General features: G+C 65.2%; 14 protein-coding genes and 2 pseudogenes. 10 read left to right on the top strand and 6 right to left on the bottom strand.

Translation table 11 applies throughout. The features are described from left to right. Positions 1-64: 64 nt before the first annotated feature. Entirely contained in the window at positions 65-1,147 is a 1,083-nt protein-coding gene (locus ACFZ8E_RS01305) for a YeiH family protein (protein WP_405041766.1), read from the bottom strand. A gap of 520 nt (positions 1,148-1,667) precedes the next feature. Here ACFZ8E_RS01305 and ACFZ8E_RS01300 point away from each other — a divergent pair. Beyond that, positions 1,668-1,923, top strand: a pseudogene (locus ACFZ8E_RS01300) (IS110 family transposase); the annotation flags it as partial. A gap of 108 nt (positions 1,924-2,031) precedes the next feature. Here ACFZ8E_RS01300 and ACFZ8E_RS01295 read toward each other — a convergent pair. Then, positions 2,032-3,052, bottom strand: a pseudogene (locus ACFZ8E_RS01295) (zinc-binding alcohol dehydrogenase family protein). 580 nt (positions 3,053-3,632) lie between these two features. On the opposite strand from ACFZ8E_RS01295, the gene ACFZ8E_RS01290 reads away from it, so the two are divergent. The 7 genes from ACFZ8E_RS01290 to ACFZ8E_RS01260 all read left to right on the top strand — a co-directional run bounded on the left by ACFZ8E_RS01290 (position 3,633) and on the right by ACFZ8E_RS01260 (position 11,089). Beyond that, the gene (locus ACFZ8E_RS01290) at positions 3,633-4,115 is read left to right on the top strand and encodes a (2Fe-2S)-binding protein (protein WP_405041765.1); all 483 of its coding nucleotides are present in this window, start codon (positions 3,633-3,635) and stop codon (positions 4,113-4,115) included. After that, positions 4,112-6,376, top strand: coding sequence for a molybdopterin cofactor-binding domain-containing protein (locus ACFZ8E_RS01285; RefSeq protein ID WP_405041764.1), 2,265 nt, complete (start codon positions 4,112-4,114; stop codon positions 6,374-6,376). Before ACFZ8E_RS01290 ends, ACFZ8E_RS01285 begins: the two co-directional genes overlap by 4 nt. Before the next feature lie 2 nt (positions 6,377-6,378). After that, positions 6,379-6,978, top strand: a complete 600-nt coding sequence (locus tag ACFZ8E_RS01280; protein WP_405041763.1) for an Isoquinoline 1-oxidoreductase subunit — start codon at positions 6,379-6,381, stop codon at positions 6,976-6,978. Between the two features lie 323 nt (positions 6,979-7,301). Next, positions 7,302-8,357: an SDR family oxidoreductase gene (locus ACFZ8E_RS01275; protein ID WP_405041762.1), complete on the top strand. Its 1,056-nt coding sequence runs from the start codon at positions 7,302-7,304 to the stop codon at positions 8,355-8,357. 269 nt (positions 8,358-8,626) lie between these two features. Continuing rightward, positions 8,627-9,133 (top strand): PRC-barrel domain-containing protein, encoded by a 507-nt coding sequence (locus ACFZ8E_RS01270; protein ID WP_405041761.1) that lies wholly within the window; start codon positions 8,627-8,629, stop codon positions 9,131-9,133. Next, positions 9,130-9,684 carry a TMEM175 family protein gene (locus tag ACFZ8E_RS01265; protein ID WP_405041760.1) on the top strand — a complete coding sequence of 185 codons (555 nt, stop codon included), beginning with the start codon at positions 9,130-9,132 and terminating at the stop codon, positions 9,682-9,684. The genes ACFZ8E_RS01270 and ACFZ8E_RS01265 overlap by 4 nt, the downstream gene beginning before the upstream one ends. Before the next feature lie 53 nt (positions 9,685-9,737). Then, positions 9,738-11,089 (top strand): IS3-like element ISMex16 family transposase gene (locus ACFZ8E_RS01260; RefSeq protein ID WP_405041759.1). Its coding sequence is split into 2 segments (ribosomal slippage): positions 9,738-10,074 and positions 10,074-11,089, totalling 1,353 coding nucleotides; the frame shifts between segments, so codons are not numbered across the junction. A gap of 467 nt (positions 11,090-11,556) precedes the next feature. Here ACFZ8E_RS01260 and ACFZ8E_RS01255 read toward each other — a convergent pair. Next, positions 11,557-12,087: a DsbA family protein gene (locus ACFZ8E_RS01255; protein WP_405041758.1), complete on the bottom strand. Its 531-nt coding sequence runs from the start codon at positions 12,085-12,087 to the stop codon at positions 11,557-11,559. Next, positions 12,074-12,565: a redoxin domain-containing protein gene (locus ACFZ8E_RS01250; protein ID WP_405041757.1), complete on the bottom strand. Its 492-nt coding sequence runs from the start codon at positions 12,563-12,565 to the stop codon at positions 12,074-12,076. The genes ACFZ8E_RS01255 and ACFZ8E_RS01250 overlap by 14 nt, the downstream gene beginning before the upstream one ends. A gap of 296 nt (positions 12,566-12,861) precedes the next feature. Between ACFZ8E_RS01250 and ACFZ8E_RS01245 the strand changes: the two genes are divergently transcribed. Next, the gene (locus ACFZ8E_RS01245; RefSeq protein ID WP_405041756.1) at positions 12,862-13,626 is read left to right on the top strand and encodes a helix-turn-helix domain-containing protein; all 765 of its coding nucleotides are present in this window, start codon (positions 12,862-12,864) and stop codon (positions 13,624-13,626) included. A 35-nt stretch (positions 13,627-13,661) separates the two neighbouring features. Here the strand turns inward: ACFZ8E_RS01245 and ACFZ8E_RS01240 are convergent, their stop codons facing one another. Further along, a complete protein-coding gene (locus ACFZ8E_RS01240; protein ID WP_405041755.1) occupies positions 13,662-14,627 on the bottom strand; it encodes an LLM class oxidoreductase in 966 nt (321 codons plus the stop codon). A 338-nt stretch (positions 14,628-14,965) separates the two neighbouring features. On the opposite strand from ACFZ8E_RS01240, the gene ACFZ8E_RS01235 reads away from it, so the two are divergent. Next, complete coding sequence (locus ACFZ8E_RS01235; RefSeq protein WP_405041754.1) at positions 14,966-15,760, top strand: Crp/Fnr family transcriptional regulator; 795 nt, start codon at positions 14,966-14,968, stop codon at positions 15,758-15,760. Between the two features lie 63 nt (positions 15,761-15,823). Here ACFZ8E_RS01235 and ACFZ8E_RS01230 read toward each other — a convergent pair whose 3' ends face one another. After that, on the bottom strand, positions 15,824-17,980 hold the full coding sequence (locus ACFZ8E_RS01230; RefSeq protein WP_405041753.1) for a PAS domain S-box protein: 2,157 nt from the start codon (positions 17,978-17,980) through the stop codon (positions 15,824-15,826). Positions 17,981-18,283 lie beyond the last annotated feature (303 nt).

The following is an 18,283-nucleotide window of genomic DNA, read 5'->3' as shown; positions in this document are numbered from 1 at the left end:
CGTTCGGTTGAGCAGATCGTTCTTTCCCTTGCAAGGCGAGCGAGCGCGTCGAGGGGGAGCCGGCTCACGCGATCCCGAGGACCCGGATCAAGCCGAGGCTGACGGCGGTGAGGGCCGCCAACGAGGCGACCACCGCGAGCGTGACCCGCGCACCCGCGCCGACTACGCTGCGCACGTCGACCCCGAGCCCGAGCGCGGCCATCGAGACGATGGTGAGCCCGTTGGCGGTCGTGGCGATCGGCGTCAGGGCGGCCTGCGGGATCAATCCAGCCGAGCGCAGCCCCGCCATGGCGAGGAATGCCAGGATGAACCACGGCACGAGGCGATGAACCGCAAGTTTGCCCGGCTTCGGACGTTCTCCTGCACTGACGTGGGGGGCAGCCTCGCCCGTCTCCTCGCGGAGCCGGCTTGCCCCAAGGGAGAGGACGAGAACCACCGGCCCGAGCATCAGGACCCGCACGAGCTTGACCAGGGTGCCGACCTGAACGCTGAGAGCGGCCACCGGCGCAGTCGCGGCCAGTACCTGCGGCACGGCGTAGACGGTCAGGCCCGCCAGCACGCCGTACTGCATCGGTGACAGGCCGAGCAATGGCACCAGGAGCGGTAGGCCGAGTACCACGAGGACGCCGAGCACGGCTGTGAAAGCGATCGAGGAGGCCACGTCCTCGGCCTCGGCCCCGATCACCGGGGCGGTCGCCGCGATGGCCGAGTTGCCGCAGATGGAGTTGCCGCAGGCGACCAGGATAGCGAGGCGGGGATGCAACCCGAGCGCCCGGCCGATGCCATAGCTCGCCGCGATGGCTGCCGCGACGACGACGACGATGCCCACGAGGAGCCCTGGGCCGGCGGCGAGCAGGGTCGCGACGCTGAGCGAGGCTCCGAGCAGGACGACGGCGATCTCCAGAACGGTCTTGGCGCCGAAGGCGATACCGGGGAAGAACCGCGGTCCCGGGTTCCAGGCGGTGCGGATCGCCGTTCCGAGCACGATGGCGAGGACCAGGGCCTCCAGCCACGCCCGGCCGAACAGATGGTCCTCAAGAGCCTCCAAACCGACGGCGAGCCCGGTCACGCTCAAGCACAGGGCCAGGCCTGGCAGAACGCGGAGCGGGGCGGACGGGAGGGTTCTGGTCGTGGCAGGCTCGGACATGGCAGTCTCGCGGTGGGACTGGGATCTGTCCCCATCCTCGCTGCACCGGCCTTATCGATCCAACAGAACGTCGCGATCGTTCCATTCGTCGATAGAGATTGATTGCGGGGCTCTCGGAGCACTGCGCGCCACCGCTCGGTCGACTTGCAGACCACATGACCGCTAAGCGTAGCGCCCACCGACATGGCTGGTGCTGATCACAACGACGACTCGTATTGGAATGCAGGCCTCGGGCTGGAATTGATTTTCGGTCCGTGAAGGATTGAAAGCGGGTGCGGCAGCGACGTCCGCTTTTCTACGTTGCCGCCCGAAAGCGGACCGGCGGAATTCCACCCATCTGAGACACTCACGCGGGCCCAGTGTGGCGACTGAAGCTGGCCGATAGCGGAAGAGCCGCTTCCAAGCGAGCTGTCCACCAAAACGGACGTAAGCTCGGCCAGTTTCCGTACCCGCGCTCTATGTCCGACGCTGCACCAACGCGTAGAGCCCGAGTAGCGCTAACCGGACCGGCTGGCTTTGGACCGGCCTGATGCGAGGCCGACCAACCAGCGCGGGCGGACAAGGTCGGCGCGGGGCGTGCTCAACATGGCCGCTCTGACCGCGATCCGACGCGGCTCCCCCTTCCGACCCTTCCATGAGGGGCTGGCCCAGCGAGGCCTGCCGAAGAAGGTCCCCTCGTAGCCGTAATGCGAAAGCGCCTGATGACGCTCGACGCCATCGTTCGCGAACTTACGTCATGGCGGTCATTCTCCGCTCGACCTTCAACACGGCCTTAGTCGTCGCGGTGCCGCCATGGAGAACCTGCCGCATAGCGCATCCCTTCATGCTGCATCAGTCGCGCCACCACACAGCAGGAGAGCACATCTGGCTCGCCTGTCTGCACTTCAGTTGCCGATCCCTTCGAGAACCAGCTTGCCCTTCGCCCGTCCGCTCTCGATCAGCGCGTGAGCGCGAGTGAGGTTCGCGGCTGCGATCGGGCCGAACGACTCGGCAAATGTCGTGCGGAGCCGCCCCGCGTCGATCAACTGAGACACCTCGGTAAGAATCGCGTGCTGGCGTTCCATATCGGCAGTCTGGAACAGTGAGCGCGTGAACATCAGTTCCCAGTGCAATGACAGGCTCTTGGGCTTGAGCGGCATCACGTCCAAAGTCGCGGGGTCGTCGATCGGTCCGAGGCGTCCCTGCGGAGCGAGGAGTTCGATGATCTCCGGGAGATGAGCACCCGTGCCCGTCGTCGAGAACACGAAGCTCGGTGCGCCGAGTCCCAGCGCGGCCACCTCGTCGGCCAGCGGCTTTCCATGATCGACGACATGGTGAGCCCCGAGATCCCGGCACCATTGCGCAGTCTCGGGGCGCGACGCGGTGGCGATCACGGTGAGATCGGTGAGTTGCCGCGCGAGTTGGATGGCGATCGAGCCGACGCCACCTGCGCCGCCGACGATCAGGATCCCGGGCGCGGCGCCGGGCACGGGCCTCGCCACGTCGAGCCGGTCGAACAGCATCTCCCAGGCAGTCACCGCTGTTAGCGGGAGTGCCGCGGCGGCGGCGAAATTCAGGCTCTCGGGCTTGGGACCGACGAGGCGCTCGTCGACGCATTGCAGCTCCGCGTTGCTGCCCGGCCTGTCGAGGGCGCCGGCATAGAACACCGTATCGCCCGGCTTGAACAAGCGCGCTTCGGGGCCGACGGAGATCACGGTCCCGGCGGCATCCCAGCCGAGGATCTTGGGCTCGCATCCCTGCTTGTAGGCGCCCTGCCGAACCTTGGTGTCGATCGGGTTTACCGAGACGGCCTGCACCCGCACCAGCAAGTCGCGGTCGGTGGGGGCAGGAATCGGGGAAGGTCGTGTCCACGAGCGCACCCGGCGCGTCGATCGATGAGCCTTCAGTATAGGTGACAGCACGCATGGTGTTCTCGCGTATTCGGCTCCGCCATCTACCACCTACAACGCAAGCTTCGGCCTGGAGCACACGGACTGGATGGCGTGCGCGAGATGCTGGTCATCGAACAGACTATCATGCCGATGTCCGTTGATGAAGAAGGCGGAACAGCCCTTCCGCATATGACTACGAGACGGGTCATCGCGGCCCTGACATGCATCAGTTCCGGTGCCGTATGTCGCTTCCGAATCAGCAACCGGCGCGCTCATTCGGGGCCTGTATCAGACAAGGTCGCGAAATCCGGGCCTCCATGGAGCCGCGAGAAATTCTCGGTGTCCGGCGCACAGCTAAATAAGACGTCAAACTGACCGGCGTCAGGGCTGCGACGAGCTTTATCAGGTAATCCGTCGCCATCCCGCGGCTCGCATGCAGCGGGGCCGGGCCGAATCCTGCGAAGCCCTGCGGAGCATCCACGCATGTCCCGAGGACGTATCGGCAGCAAGGGCCAAAATAGCAGCGTGGTGTTCGTCCGAGGGACGCTCGAACGATTCGGGATATCTCGCCGCATGTGTCCAGCAGGCCATCGACCCACTGTTGGAGATCCAAGGTGATTTCGTTCTCGGTCAACTACGTCGACGTCCAAGTCGACGCGCCCGGCGAGACGCCCCTTCTCTGGATCCTGCGGGACTGGCTGAACCTGACGGGCACCAAGTTCGGATGCGGCGTGGCGCAGTGCGGGGCCTGCACCGTGCACGTCGATGGCCAGGCGCGACGTTCCTGCGTCACCCCGGTGGCGAGCGTCGCCGGCTCAGCCGTCACGACAGTCGAGGGCCTGGCCGCGACGGCAGGTGACGGTCGCGAGCTCCACCCCCTCCAGGCCGCCTGGATCGAGGTCCAGGCCCCGCAATGCGGCTATTGCCAGTCAGGCCAGCTTATGCAGGCCGCGGCCCTCCTCGGCGAGACTCCCGATCCGTCCGACGACGACATCAGGAATGGGATGGCCGCAAACCTTTGCCGCTGCATGGCGTACGTGCGGATTCAGAAGGCGATCAAGCTGGCCGCCCTGGCCCAGAACGGGGGGCGGAAATGAGCGCGGTCGACGTCACCCGGCGGTGGTTCCTCGCGTCTTTGGGAAGCGCGGCCGTCGCGACGGGTTTCCTCCCTGCGGGCGCGCAAGCTGGTCCCTTGTTCGGCGACGTCTCGTCCAGGGGCTACAGCCCGACACTCTGGTACGAGATCAGCGGGGACGGGCGCATCCTGGTTCACGTCACCCGGGCGGAGATGGGCCAGCACATCGGCACCGCGCTGGCACGCATCGTCGCCGAGGAGCTTGAGGCGAACTGGGACCACGTCGAGGTCGTGCACGTCGACACGGACCCGCGCTGGGGCGTGATGATCACGGGCGGCTCCTGGTCCGTGCACAAGAGCTTCGAAGAGCTGAGCCGCGCCGGGGCCGCCGGCCGCATCGCGCTGCTTGAGGCCGGCGCGAGAATGCTCGGGGCGCCCCTGAAGGATTGCGTCGCTCGCGCCAGCGAGGTGCGGCACGGTGCGCGTGCCATCAGCTACGCCGACATCGTCTCCTCCGGCAGCGTCACCCGCCAGTTCACGGAAGAGGACCTCAAGGCGATCGCCCTGAAGCCGGCGTCGGAACGCCGGTTCCTCAACCGGGACGCCGCCGCGCGCGACGTGCCGTCGAAGGTGAACGGCACCGCCGTTTACGGCATCGACCGCAAGGTCGACGGCATGGTGTTCGCGCGGCCGGTCCTGCCGCCGACCCGCTACGGGAACAGCATCGTGAGTTGGGACGACGGGGCCGCCCGCAAGCTCCCCGGCTACCTGAACACCGTCGTGATCGACGATCCGACAGGAACATGCCAGGGCTGGCTCGTCGCGGTCGCAGAGAGCTGGCCCGTCGCGGCCAAGGCGGCCGATCTCATTGCGGTCAGCTACCGGTCCGATGGTGGCGCGGCGAGCGAAGACCAGATGCTCGCTGAAGGCGCGCGCCTCGTCGAGAATCCGAGTACGGGAGGCATCTTCTTCCAGGAGGGCGATCCCCTGATGCGGATCGCCGAAGCCGCCGCGCTGCACGAGGGCGTCTACCGCACGCACACCGTGCTGCACATGCATCTCGAAGCGCTCAACGCCCTGGCCTGGCAGGATGGGAGCACATGGCACGTGCACGCTGGCAACCAGTGGCAGTCGGTCACGCTGCCGCTCGTCGCCGAGGCGCTCGGGATCGATCAGGCCGATCTCGTGTTCGAGACTTCCTACCTCGGCGGCGGCTTCGGCCGGCGCCTGTACTGCGAATACATTGTCCCGGCAGCGCTCGCGGCGAAGAAGATGGGTCGACCGGTCAAGCTCATCTTCGCGCGGTCGGATGACACGAAGTTCGACCAGCCGCGCTCGCCTACCGTGCAGAGACTCCGCTCTGTGACCGACGGGCGGGGAGCGCTTCTGGCCTACGACCACAGGTGCGCATCGGGATGGCCGACCCGCTCGATCTTTCCGGAGTTCCTGGCGCCGAGCGCGGACGGGCACGGGACGGTCGATGTGTTCGCCATCAACGGCGCGGACCATTGGTACGACACGGCGAGCCAGCGGATTCAGGCGATCTGCAACGACGTCGTCCATGCCACAATGCTCCCTGGATACCTGCGGTCGGTGGCGCCCGGCTACACCACGTGGGCGGTCGAGACGCATATCGACGAACTCGCGCACAAGCTCGGTCGCGATCCCGCCGAGTACCGGCGCGCGCTGCTCGGCGCGAAGGGCCGCAACGGCGGCGCGGCTCCGCACGCCGTCGGTGGAGCCAATCGCCTCCGAGCCGTCATGGAGCGCGTCCTGGAGAAGGCCGGGTGGTCCGCCCGGGAAGCGCTGCCACCCGGCAAGGGGATGGGCCTGGCGCTCGGCACCGGGCAGGAACGCGACATGCCGACCTGGATCGCCACGGTGGCGCAGGTCTCCGTCGACACACACAGCGGTGCCGTCACAGTCGAGAAGCTGACGTCCGTCGTGGATGCCGGCACGCTGGCGCATCCGGACGGTGCGCTGGCCCAGGTCGAGGGGAGCATGCTCTGGGGCCTATCGCTCGCCCTGTTCGAGAGCACGGAATACGAGAAGGGCCTGCCCCGGGACCTCAATCTAGACACCTACACGCCATTGCGCATGACCGACGTGCCGGAGCTGGACATCGAGTTTCTGCGCAACGATCACATGCCGGTCGGCCTGGGCGAGCCCGGCGTCATCTCGATTGCGCCGGCTATCGGGAACGCGATCTTCGCTGCCATCGGGGCCCGCGTGCGCGACCTTCCCATCCGCCCAGCGGCGGTCCGCGCCGCGATGGGAGCCTGACCGTGCGCGTCGCGATCCTGACGGCGGCCGCGGCGCTGTCCACCACCGTGGCCCTCGCGGCGGAGGCCGATCTGCGCCGCTCAGAGTCCTTCGACGCGATACAGGACAAGATCGAACGGTCCGTCGCCCTTTTCGGGGAGATGGCGAAGGTCATCACGCATCCGCGCTGCATGAACTGCCATCCCGCCGATAACATCCCGAGGCAGGGAGACGATCAACGACTTCACCGTCCCCCAATGGTTCGCGGTGGCGAGGCCAGCTTCGGCCCGTCCGGCCTGCACTGCAATTCCTGCCACGGTTCCGAGAACTTGGCGGTCGTAGGCCACGACAGGGACATACCGGGACACGACCCATGGCAGTTGGCGCCAGCCAATATGGGCTGGATCGGCCTGTCGGTCCACGAGATCTGCGTGCAGCTCAAGGACCCGGCCCGAAACGGCAACCGCTCGCTGGCGGACATCAGTAAGCATCTCGCAACCGACGGTTTGGTCGGCTGGGGCTGGCATCCCGGCAAGGGTCGGGAGGCTGCTCCCGGGACCCAGGAGATCCTCGGCGAACTGACGCAAGCCTGGATCAAGACTGGGGCAGCCTGCCCGAAGTAAGGGACCTCGAACGTGACAGCTCCACGACAACGTGAGGATCTTACAAAATCGGAAAACCAGCACTTAGGCCGGACTAAAGCGACCGGAGGACGTCAAGCTTCGCCCTCCTGCCTCTGATCGGGACGTCGCTCCTCCTCGGCTCTTTCTGAGGATCCGGCTGGCTCGGCGTACCGGTACCGTTGCTGTTCGCCCGAACCCTCGTCGAGGAGGTGGCGCTGCGGAAAGACCTCGCGGGATACCAGGACTACACGTGCAGTGTCCGTTAACAGCTGGTGCCCGTCTATGAACATCGCGCCGAAACGATCAGAGAGGGAAATCCTCGCGTGAGCACCAAAAATGTTGTTCTCGTCGCCGGCGTGCACGGCGTGTCCGGCAACGCGGCAGCCATAGCCTGGGCCAACACCTCAGATGCGACCGTGTACGGTCTATCCCGCCGTGACGCGTACCTTCCCGAAGGTGTGAAAGGCATCACGGTCGATCTGCTCGACCGCCACGATGTCGAGCGCAAGCTAAACGGTCGCGGCGACATCACGCATATCGTATTCGCTGCCTACATCGAGAAGGCGAGTGCTGCCGAGCGCTCAAAGACAAACGTGGCGATTTTGAAGAATCTCGTCGAGGTGGTCGAGACAGTGTCTCCGACGCTGAGGCATGTAACTTTCTACCAAGGCGGCAAGGCGTACGGCTCCGACCTTGGACCTTTCAAGACGCCGGCCCGCGAGGACGATCCGCGTCTCATGTCGCCGAATTTCTACTACGACCAGGAAGACTTCCTTCGACGTCAGCAAGCCGGGAAGGCGTGGCATTGGACGGCCCTGCGCCCGGAAGCCATCATCGGTTATGCAACCGGCAACCCGATGAACCTGGGCATGGCAATTGCCGTCTACGCGGTCATCTCCAAGGCGCTCAACATTCCCCTGCGCTTCCCCGGTTCGCCGGCAGCCCATGGCGCCCTCTATCAGGTGAGTTCAGCGGACGTCCTGGCAAAGGCGACGGTGTGGGCAGGGGCCACGGAAGCTGCCCGCGACAACATCTTCAATATCACGAATGGAGATCAGTTTCGCTGGCAGCACATGTGGCCGCGCATTGCCAAAATGTTTGATATGGAGGTCGCCGATCCGGTTCCGATGCCACTCACTTCTTATATGGCCGACAAGACAGAGCTCTGGAGCGAGATTGTTGCCCGGTACGATTTGCTTAGAACGCCCTATGAGAAATTGATTTCCTGGGATTTTGCGGATTTTATATTCAACAGTGGCTTCGATAATGTGTCGAGCACAATCAAGGCGCGCAAGGCAGGCTTTGTCGATTGTATCGACACCGAAGAGATGTTCCGCATTTTCTTCGCGTCCCTGCGCGATAGGAAGGTCATTCCTTAGCGTTGAAGTCGCATATTCTCTGTGAGAGTCTGTCGTCGGTCGGACGTCGCCGCATGTCTAACCGCGTATGCCTCGGAGAACGCCAGTGCCCGAGGTTTGCCCGAGCCAACCCTCGGCCGAAGCAACCACCAATCGTTCGTGGGTCTGACGCGGATCAATGTGCACCGTCCATTTCGGGAGCAGACCTTCGGACGAAGTGGCTGTCCGCGGCAACAGTCGCTGTTTCGATCGAACGCCGTGTTTCAGCGTCCTTGCTGAGGAGTGCTCTCATGCCCCGTTATCGCCGCGTCCGACCTGAGACAGCTTGGCAGGGAACCCCGGCCAACGACACCGGGTCCCGTGCTTCTCGGCGTCCCCGTTCGGGTCGAGCCGATCAGGCACGCCTTCCAATCATCGTGTTGCTGGTGGTGGGGGCCGTGTTTGCGGGAAGTGTCGCGAGCGTCGGGGGCGCCGTACCGGCTTTTTCCCAGGTCGTCCGCCTCCTGACCGTAGACGTAAGAGAAGTCGCAAAGGGCTGGCGCACGACGAAACTGCACGGTAGCGCCGTCGTCAATGACAAGGATGAGAAGATCGGCAGCATCGACGACATGATCATTGGGAAAGATAAAATCTTATTCGTTGTCATACAGGTGGGCGGATTCCTGGGGCTAGGCGGTCACCTGATTGCAACGCCCTTCGATCAGCTGAAACTCGATGATGAGAAAGGAAAGATCGTGCTGCCTGGTGCCAGCAAGGACGAACTGAGGAAACTGCCGGAGTTTCGCTACGTGACGTGACGGGTCATGGCGCGACGCTCGACTCGTCATCGACCGGCAACGCCGGCACTCCCGAAGACGAAGAAAGCAGATGGGGACAAGCTGAATCGCGATTCGATCGCACAGAGGCTATTCCAGAACGATGCTCTGAGGGCACGGTACGCCGATCGTCCGACGCGTACCGTGCCGAGCGATGCCTGAACCGGGTGCGATCCCGCTCTCCGCTGGCGCTGTCGTATCTCAGCTCGAACTTTGGTGAGGAGCATGCCGTGACGGATGCCGTAGAGGCGATCGCTCGGGCCATCCCGCGGCCCGAGGAGGAGCCGTCGCCGGCTCGCATAGAGGCGTTCAGCGATGGTGTCTTCGCGATCATCATCACCTTGCTGGTGCTTGATCTGCGTGTCCCGCGGGAGGATGCACTGGGTGGTCAGTCCCTCGATGCTGCGCTAATGCGGCAATGGCCGCTCTACGCAGCCTACGTCCTCAGCTTCCTGCAGGTGGGCGTGGTCTGGGCCAACCACCACACGATGTTCCACTATATGTCCGACGTCAGCACCTGTGGGACAGAATGAGGGTCTTCACGAACGGAGGATGGCTGGTTCATCGTAGCCCCTGAGGAGCGAAGATGAAGCAGACATCCGGACCGGCCAAGAAGCCGGCAGAAGCGGTGATCAAGGACATCCGTCGGGCCACACGTCGGCAGTTCTCGTCCGAGGAGAAGATCCGTGTGGTGCTGGAAGGCTTGCGTGGCGAGGACAGCATCGCGGAGTTGTGCCGACGTGAGGGGATTGCCGCCTCGATGTACTACGGCTGGTCCAAGGAGTTCCTGGAGGCTGGCAAGAAGCGCCTGTCCGGTGACACGTCTCGTGCGGCCACCACGGATGAGGTGCGGGATCTCCGTCGCGAAGCGGGGGCGCTGAAGGAGGTCGTAGCTGATCTCGTCCTGGAGAACCGTTTGCTTAAAAAAAGCATGAGCGGGGCTGGGGGCGACGAGGCATGAGGTACCCGGCCCCCGAGAAGCTGGAGATCATCCGGCTGGTCGAGCAATCCCACCTGCCGGTGCGTGCCACCCTGGACAAGCTCGGCATCACGCGCTCGACGTTCTACCGCTGGTACGACGCCTACCAGCGCGGCGGCCCCGAGGCGTTGAATGACCATCCTTCGCAGCCGAGCCGGGTCTGGAACCGTCTACCTGCAGAGATCCGCGAGCAGATCGTTGCCTTGGCTCTGGAGCAGCCTGAACTCAGTCCGCGTGAGCTGGCGGTGCGCTTCACCGACGAGCGGCGCTACTTCGTCTCGGAAGCGACCGTCTACCGGTTGCTCAAGTCTCAGAACCTGATCACCAGCCCGGCCTATATCGTCATCAAGGCCGCCGACGAGTTCCGCGATAAAACCACCGCGCCCAACCAGCTTTGGCAGACGGACTTCACCTACTTGAAGGTCGTTGGCTGGGGCTGGTACTACCTGTCGACGGTCCTGGACGACTTCTCACGCTACATCGTCGCCTGGAAGCTGTGCACGACGATGCAGGCCAGCGACGTCACCGCCACGCTCGACCTGGCGCTGGGTGCGGCTGGGCTCGATCAGGCGCGGGTGATGCCGCGGCCACGCCTGCTCTCCGACAACGGTCCAAGCTACGTCGCCAGCGACCTGGCTGACTGGCTCGGCATTCGGGGCATGACCCACATCCGCGGTGCGCCATGCCATCCGCAAACGCAGGGCAAGATCGAGCGTTGGCATCAGACACTCAAGAACCGCATCCTGCTCGAACACGCGTACTTGCCCGGCGAGTTGGAGACGCAGGTTGCCGACTTCGTCGAACACTACAACCATGCCCGAGCCCATGAGAGCCTGAGCAACCTCACGCCCGCCGACGTCTACTTCGGACGCGGCGAAGGGATCCTGGCCGAGCGGGAACGCATCAAGCGCCAGACCCTGATGGATCGCCGCTTGCGCCACCACGCGCAGGCTGCCTAACCTCTTACCCCAGATGAACCAGAGCCTCCGCTCCTGAACACCGCTGAATGTCCCAAATCATCTGACGACGGACAACAGGAGTTTGTCGTGCCGAGATCGATGCCGATCGCTTTTGCCATGGGGAATACTCCTTCGTGCCTGCGCATTGCAGACCGATCGAAACCGAATCGGTTTCTACTGCCGAGGGCTGCGTGCGGCGGTGAGCGGATGCTAGATCCTGCTTGGCTCGATGACCTGACGCCGATCAGTTTTGCTGAGATATATTGAATTTTTTGGGTACTGATCTTTGATAGTGCTTGGCGTATAACCGGTCGTGGCGCCGGCAGACACCGGCGTCGGGGGCTTATGTTGACAAGACAGCGCACAGGTCTTGCGCTGATCAGCAGTGTGCGGGAGCGACGATCGCGTAGAGCCTATCACCCGGGGGAAGATTTTTGGGCGGGATATTCTACCGCCGAGAGTGCGAGCTAATGCCTGAAACGCACAGACTGAATGGCATCCGCCAGATGCTGGTAGTCGAACGGACCATCATGCCGTTGGCCGTTGATGAAGAAGGTCGGGATCCCGTTGACGCCACTCCGAATGCCGCCCTGAAAATCCTGCGCCACCTTCGGCGCATAGGTGTTCACGGCAAGGGCCGCCTCCAGACTGCGCTCCGACAGACCGAGCGCCCGGGCCGCCTCCATGAGGAACAGCAGGCTCAACTGATCCTGATGCGCATAGATCGCGTCGTGCATGGCCCAGAACTGGCCATGCGCCCCCGCGAACTCGGCAGCCTCCGCAGCCGGCCCCGCTTGAGGGTGAATCTCGGTCAGCGGGAAATGGCGGAAGACGTAGGTGAGGTCGTCGCCGAAGTGCTTGCCGAGCCGCAGGACCTGAACATGCGCGAGGCGGCAGTAAGGACATTCGTAGTCGCCGTATTCGACGAGCACGACCCGCCCGTCGGTACCACCCCGGATATGGTCAGCTGCCGAAACCGGTACTCTAAGCTCGGCCATGGCTTGTCTCCTGGTTCTCGAGCCGATCCAGCGCATCGAGGATGCCGTCCGCACCGGGGTTGACGGCGATCGGGGAGCGGTAGCTCCAGAAGATGATCCCGTCCCGGTCCACGACGAAGAGGGCCCGCTCGCAGACACCTTCGCTGTTGCGGTAGGCGCCGTATTGCGAGGCGACGGCGCCCTTCGGCTCGAAGTCCGCGAGCAGCGGAAAATGAAGGTGGCGTGTCTCGGCGAAGGCCTGATGGCACCAGGCACTATCGACGGAAATTCCGACGACTGCGGCGTCGTACTTCCTGAATTCCGGCAATACCTGATTGTAGAGAGCCATCTGATCTCCGCAAACGGGGCTCCAATCTGCGGGGTAGAACGCCAGAACAACCGGCCGTCCGCGCAGGTCGTCCAGCGAGAGCGTCTGGTCGGGTGTGACGTGAAGCGTGAAGTCGGGTGCCTTTACCCCGGGCGCCAAGACCTGTCCCATTCGGAGTCTCCTCGAAAGCCTGCAGAGCGGCCATTGCGCATCTGACCTCCGCTTGGTGATCACTGGTGTTGCCAGGATGGGCGAAGACGAGGGGGGAGTTTGCTCGGGGTGGCGCGCGTCGCCCTGACGGGCGTCAGTCCACTGCCGTTTCGTGTGCAACGGGCCCGGAACGGGCCGCAGGCCGAAGAGCGCGGCCCTCATCGGGGCCGGACGGGTCCGGGATAGTCCCTAGGAGCCATCCGCATTGTATCAAATGCGACAATGCCCGATCTACGAGGCTCACAAGGGGGAGCATCATGCTGCAGTATGGTCACGGCGTGCCCGCCTCCGTCCCGCACGACACTGGGGCGCCCGTCCTGAACCGGGCCGCCGGCGACCTCACGCTCGCGCACATCACGCCGCTGGGGCGAGTCGACCATCACGCTCCAGGCGCGACCCTCTACGCCGAAGGCGATAGCGGAGATTTCGTTTATTGTGTGATTGCCGGGATGGTCCGCACGATCAACGTCAGCCGCGACGGCCATCGCGTCGTGCGCGGGTTCCATCTCTCCGGGGAGTTCTTCGGGATGGAGCGCGCTCACCTGCATGCTTCGTCTGCCGAGGCGGTCAGCGACACGTGGGCCGTACGCTGCTCCCGCTCCCGGCTGGACACGCTCGCGGCGTCGGACTCGCAGATCGCGAACGCGCTCTGGTCGTGGCTCCTGCGGATGGCCGCGCGCGCCGAGGATCTCTCCGTGCTCGGTCGCGCCAGCGCCGCTCAGAAGCTCGCGTATTTTCTCATCGACTACATGGGCAGGGTTTCGGCTGCTCGATCGATCGAGCTGCCGATGTCGCGGACCGACATCGGGGATTACCTCGGCCTCTCGAGCGAGACCGTGAGCCGGACATTCACCACGCTGCGCCGCGACGGGCTGATCACCACGCACGGGCGCTACGTGATCCTCCTCAATCCGGGCGCCCTCCAGCGCATGAGCAGCGGGCTGATGCGCCGGCCGAGCCAGCGCGCTCGCCGCCGAACCGGCATCCGCTTCGGCGACGAGCGCTTAGAAACAAGGACGTAGAGCCGTTCCTGATTGCAGCGCGGTCGGGAACGGCTCTAGGCCTTCAGCTGCGGCAACACGTCGAGGCCGATCTCTTCGAGGACTTCGCCGGCGCTGCGGGCGCCGTACTTGAGGTTCAGGATGACGTGGTGGACGCCGATTGAGCGGAGCGCGACCAGAAAGTCGAGCAGGAACTTGCGACCGCCGCGGAACCCGAGATGAATGGGTTGCGGCGGGTGATCCGGATCGGCGTGAAGATCGACGTAGAGGGATTGAGCGAAGGGCTTGAACGTGCCCGGCGCCACACCTGCCGTGGTGGCCCGCCACCGGGCCGCAAGCTCGGCTTGGCGCTCGAGCGAGCGTGGGTAGGTGATCCACCCGTCCGCGTGTTCGGCGATCCATTCCGGACTCTGCCGGCTCGATCCGGTGACCAGGATGGGCAGCCGTCCGATCGGCTTCGGCACGAGGTCGACGGTGCCGAGCATCTCTCCGAAGCGCGAGCGCAGAGTGGGGAACGCCTCTTCGAGGATCGTCCGGATGACGACGAAGTTCTCGCGAAACAAGACGTCGCGCTCGTCCAGGGGCACGCCAAAGGCCGGAAATTCGATCGGCCGGTCACCCGAGGCCACCCCCATGACGAAACGGCCGCCGGACAGCCGGTCTATGGACGCGGCGGCCTTGGCAGTATGGATCGGGTGGCGCAAGGGGAGGACGATCGACCCGGTCGCCAAGGCAATCTCGCGTGTCTGCGCGGCGATCCAACCCAGCCAGACCCATGGGTCATAGACCTGCCCCACGTCTCCGAAATTCGGATCCCGCAAGGGGACGTCGCGGCTCCAGAGCGCTGCATAGCCGAGTTCTTCCGCCCGAACCGCCAGACGCTCCTGATCGTGCATGGTCGGCTGGTCGCGCTGGAATGCTTCGATGGGGAAGAAGACGCCGACCGTCAGGTGGCCCGGGGCGAACATGCGCCGAAACCCGGACGTGCCGCTCGGGCGTGCTGCGCTGTGGGGCTGAAGCATGAGAAACCTCCGGAGGTCCGCCGTCGCCTCGCCCTGTTCAGCAATCACGTTCCGAGCCGTTAGGCCCTGACGCGAATCAGCTGGATCCAGGCGCTTGCTGTCGCGCTGGAACGAATGGCCGGAAGGAAGACGCGGCGGTCACGCAGGAGGAAGCGGGTTGGGCCGGCCGATCCGATCTTTCGTGCGCGACGGACTCGGCACATTGCGTGGCTTGCCCCTGGGACGACTTCACGGAACAGGGATGTCGAGGGAGCGGATCGGAGGCACCCTAAGGGATCGGCCGGATGTGCTCACCCCGCGGCGACGGGAGAATGGGCAGCCATCCAGGAGGGAAGCCGATGGAGATACTTGTCCCGATCATCGTGGGGGACGCTTGCGTCGCCAGGGCCGCACGCGTGCCGCGAGATTCGGCTTCAGCGCGGACGAAGAGCAGCGCCGTCTGCGCCCTGGCCCGAAAACTCGATGGCCTTGCCTCACTGACGGAGCAGGATCGCGCAGCACTTGAAGGCCTGATCGGCTATGTCCGCTCGGTCGAGCGGTACGCCGTTCTCGTGGAGCAGGATGGCGTGGCCGACCATGCGCTCATCGTCTTCGCCGGGCTCGCCGGTCGCTACAAGCGCCGCCTGTCCGGCCGGCGCCAAATCCTTGCCTATCTAGTCCCGGGTGATCTCTGCGACCGCGGTGCCGTCCATGGCTACCCGCTCGACCACGCGATCGAGGCCCTCACCCCCTGCCGGGTCGCCAAGGTCCCGCGCGCGGTCTACCTCGACCTGCTTGGCCGACATCCCCGTATCGCGCACGCCTTGCAGCGTGCGAGGCTCGCCGAAGAGGCGACGGCCCGCGAATGGATGGTCCGTATCGGCATTCGCTCGGGCCTTGAACGCACGGCGCATCTCCTGTGCGAACTACTGGATCGTCTGGGATCGATCGGCCAAGCCACGGACGGCCAGTACCACCTGCCGCTGACGCAGGCGGATCTCGCGGACGCGCTCGGGCTGTCGAGCGTGCACGTGAACCGCCTGCTGCAAACTCTCCGGCGCGACGGGCTGATCGCGCTGCAGAAACACCGCCTGCGGATCCTCGCGCCGCGGCGGCTGTCACAACTCGCGGAGTTCGAAGCTAGGTACCTTTAGCGCAGGCTGGTTATCCCTTGCGGCGCATAGAGGTCCGGTTTCCGCGCGGGAGTCGGCAGCGGCCTAGGCGCCGGGCGGAACCGCGGGACGCACGCCGGCAGCAGTGGCGACGAGGACCGCCTCGGGCAGGGTGCGGGCGCCCAGCGCTTCCATGACCCGGGCGCGATGGATCTCCACCGTGCGCGGGCTCAGGCCGAGGGTCCGGGCGATGGTCTTGTTGGTACCGCCCGCGAGCAAGCCCTCCAGCACGTCGCGCTCCCGTGCCGTAAGGGCTGCGATCCGATCCCGGCCCTCGTCGCATACGCGCGTCCGCTTCTCCGCGTCGTGGATCTCGGCCAACGCCGTCCTCACGGCGAATACCAGCGTCTCCGGTAGCCAGGGCTCTTCGAGAAAGTCGAAAGCACCAGCCTTCATGACGTGTACCCCGAAGCCGACGTCGCCCCCGCTCGCGCCGACCGCAACCACGGGCAGGTGCGCGCGCGCGGATTTCAGCTCTCGGGCAACCACCAGGTCGTCAGCGTCGGCGAGATCGAGCACGACGCAGCCCGGCATCAGCGAGCCCATCACCTTGAGGAACGCTTGGCCGCTTGCAAAAGCCTGCACCTCGCAATCCGCGGCCCGCAGGGCGCCGACGAGGCGGCGCCGGGCCTTGTCTCCAGCCGCGATCACGTAGGCCTGCTGGCCGGCGTCGCTGGTGACATCCTGGGCGATCCCGCCCGCAGACCGGATGCGCCCGTCGATCGCGGGGATCGGGAAGAAGGTATCCCGGATGCAGCGCACGGCCCGGTCCGCGGCGCGCACGATACGGTACTCGAGAACCAGGGTTTCGCCACCGCTGACCCGTTCCAGCGCCCGCGCTGCGCCGTCGCGGTCCTCCGGATGGACGCTGGCGAGCCAATGCGTGATGTCCGGCATATCTTCGGCGGGCATGCCCCAGACCTGCATGAAGGCCGGGCTCAGATAATCGAGTCGCCCGCTGTCCAGGTCCGCGACCCAGAGCACGTTCGCCGAATGCTCGGCGAAGCGACGGAAGCGCTCCTCGCTGGCGCGCAGGGCGGTCTCGGCACGCTTCTCTCGATCGACATCCTGCACGACCACGATGGCGCCGCTGATCGCATCGTCGACCGTGTGGAACGGAGCGGCGCTCACGCGCGTCCAGCACTCGGTGCCATTCAGCTCGGTGAAGATGAAGTCGATGCCCGGGACGACGGTTTCGCCCCGCAGACTTCGGCCCCCCGGGTACTCCGCGGGGTTCAGCCGCCGCCCATCCGGTGCGTAGGCCCGCCAGCGCTCGCTCGCCCCCGTCTCCACGGAGGGGATCCGTTCGAGCGCGTAGCGTCCGAGCGCCCGGTTCGCCAGCGCGATGCTGCCGTCCGGGTTGACGAGGCCGGCCCCGATCGGCAACTGGGCCAGCGTCGCGGCGAGACGATGCTCGCTCTCGCGCAGGGCCGCCTCGGCGCGCATCTGCCCGGTAATCTCCACCACGACGCCGACGAACGATATGGGCCGACCATCCTCGAAGCTGGTGAGACCGTGCGTCGAGACCCAGCGCTCGATGCCGTCGTGGATGCCGATAACGCGGTACTTGATGTGGTAGACGCCGTCGCCCGTCGGGTCTGTGCAGCGCGCGACCGCCGCCTCGACGCGCGGGCGGTCGTCGGGGTGAATCGCGGAGAGCCAGACCCGTTCGTCGACGGGCGCGTCAGGGGGAAGGCCCCACAGCGCCTTCAGGCACGCGCCCCAATCCAGCGTGCCGGTGTGCGGATCCCAGGAATAGGTTGAGAGGTCAACGAGGTCGATGGCGGCCTGGAGCCGGGTCTCGCTCGCGCGCAGCCGCGCCTCCGCGCCTTCGCGAGCCGAGATGTCCGTACCAATCGTCGCGGCGCCGATGAGATCTCCCTCCTCATCGTAGAGCATGAAGGCGCGCCACCGGACCGTCGTCCCGGCACCGCCGCCGAAATTGCGGAAGCGCAACTCACCCTCCCAGCGGCCATCGCGCAACAGCGTCGGCAATGCGACATCGCGGATGACGGCTTGGTCTGTTGGGTGAAAGAAGTCGGGAATGGGAATGGCCGAGACGTCGTCGTCAGGTTGAAGTCCGACCATCCTGCGTCCGGCCGCGTTCAGGAAGACGAGTCTGAGATGTGTGTCGGCGATGCCGATGAACACCCATGCCTGCCGAACGACCGCTGCGAACAGGGTATCGAGTGACGGCACCACCGCTGTGGCAGAGCGGTCCCCTGCACCATCCATAGCCGCCGGGCGCGAAGCGGGCCCGTTGTCGCCTAGCGGAGCCCTATCTTGGCACACCCTCGCCTCGACCTTCTTCACCGATGGCGACGTATCGGTCATGAGAGCCACGGAGAGTCCAGAGGGCCCCTTTGGTAGCCATCCGCCATCGAAAACCTCAATACATCTCCGACATCAAGAAATCTACAAATTAAATAAAACATCGCGCGTAATTCAGTCGCAACCAAGGCGCATTTCAATTCCTAGATGAGGCTCTTGGTTTCGAATGCGAAT

This window comes from Methylobacterium sp. HMF5984, assembly GCF_045033435.1.
GTDB lineage: Bacteria > Pseudomonadota > Alphaproteobacteria > Rhizobiales > Beijerinckiaceae > Methylobacterium.
Note: the sequence above shows the minus strand (reverse complement) of the source record. Positions and strands in the feature narration are given on the sequence as shown.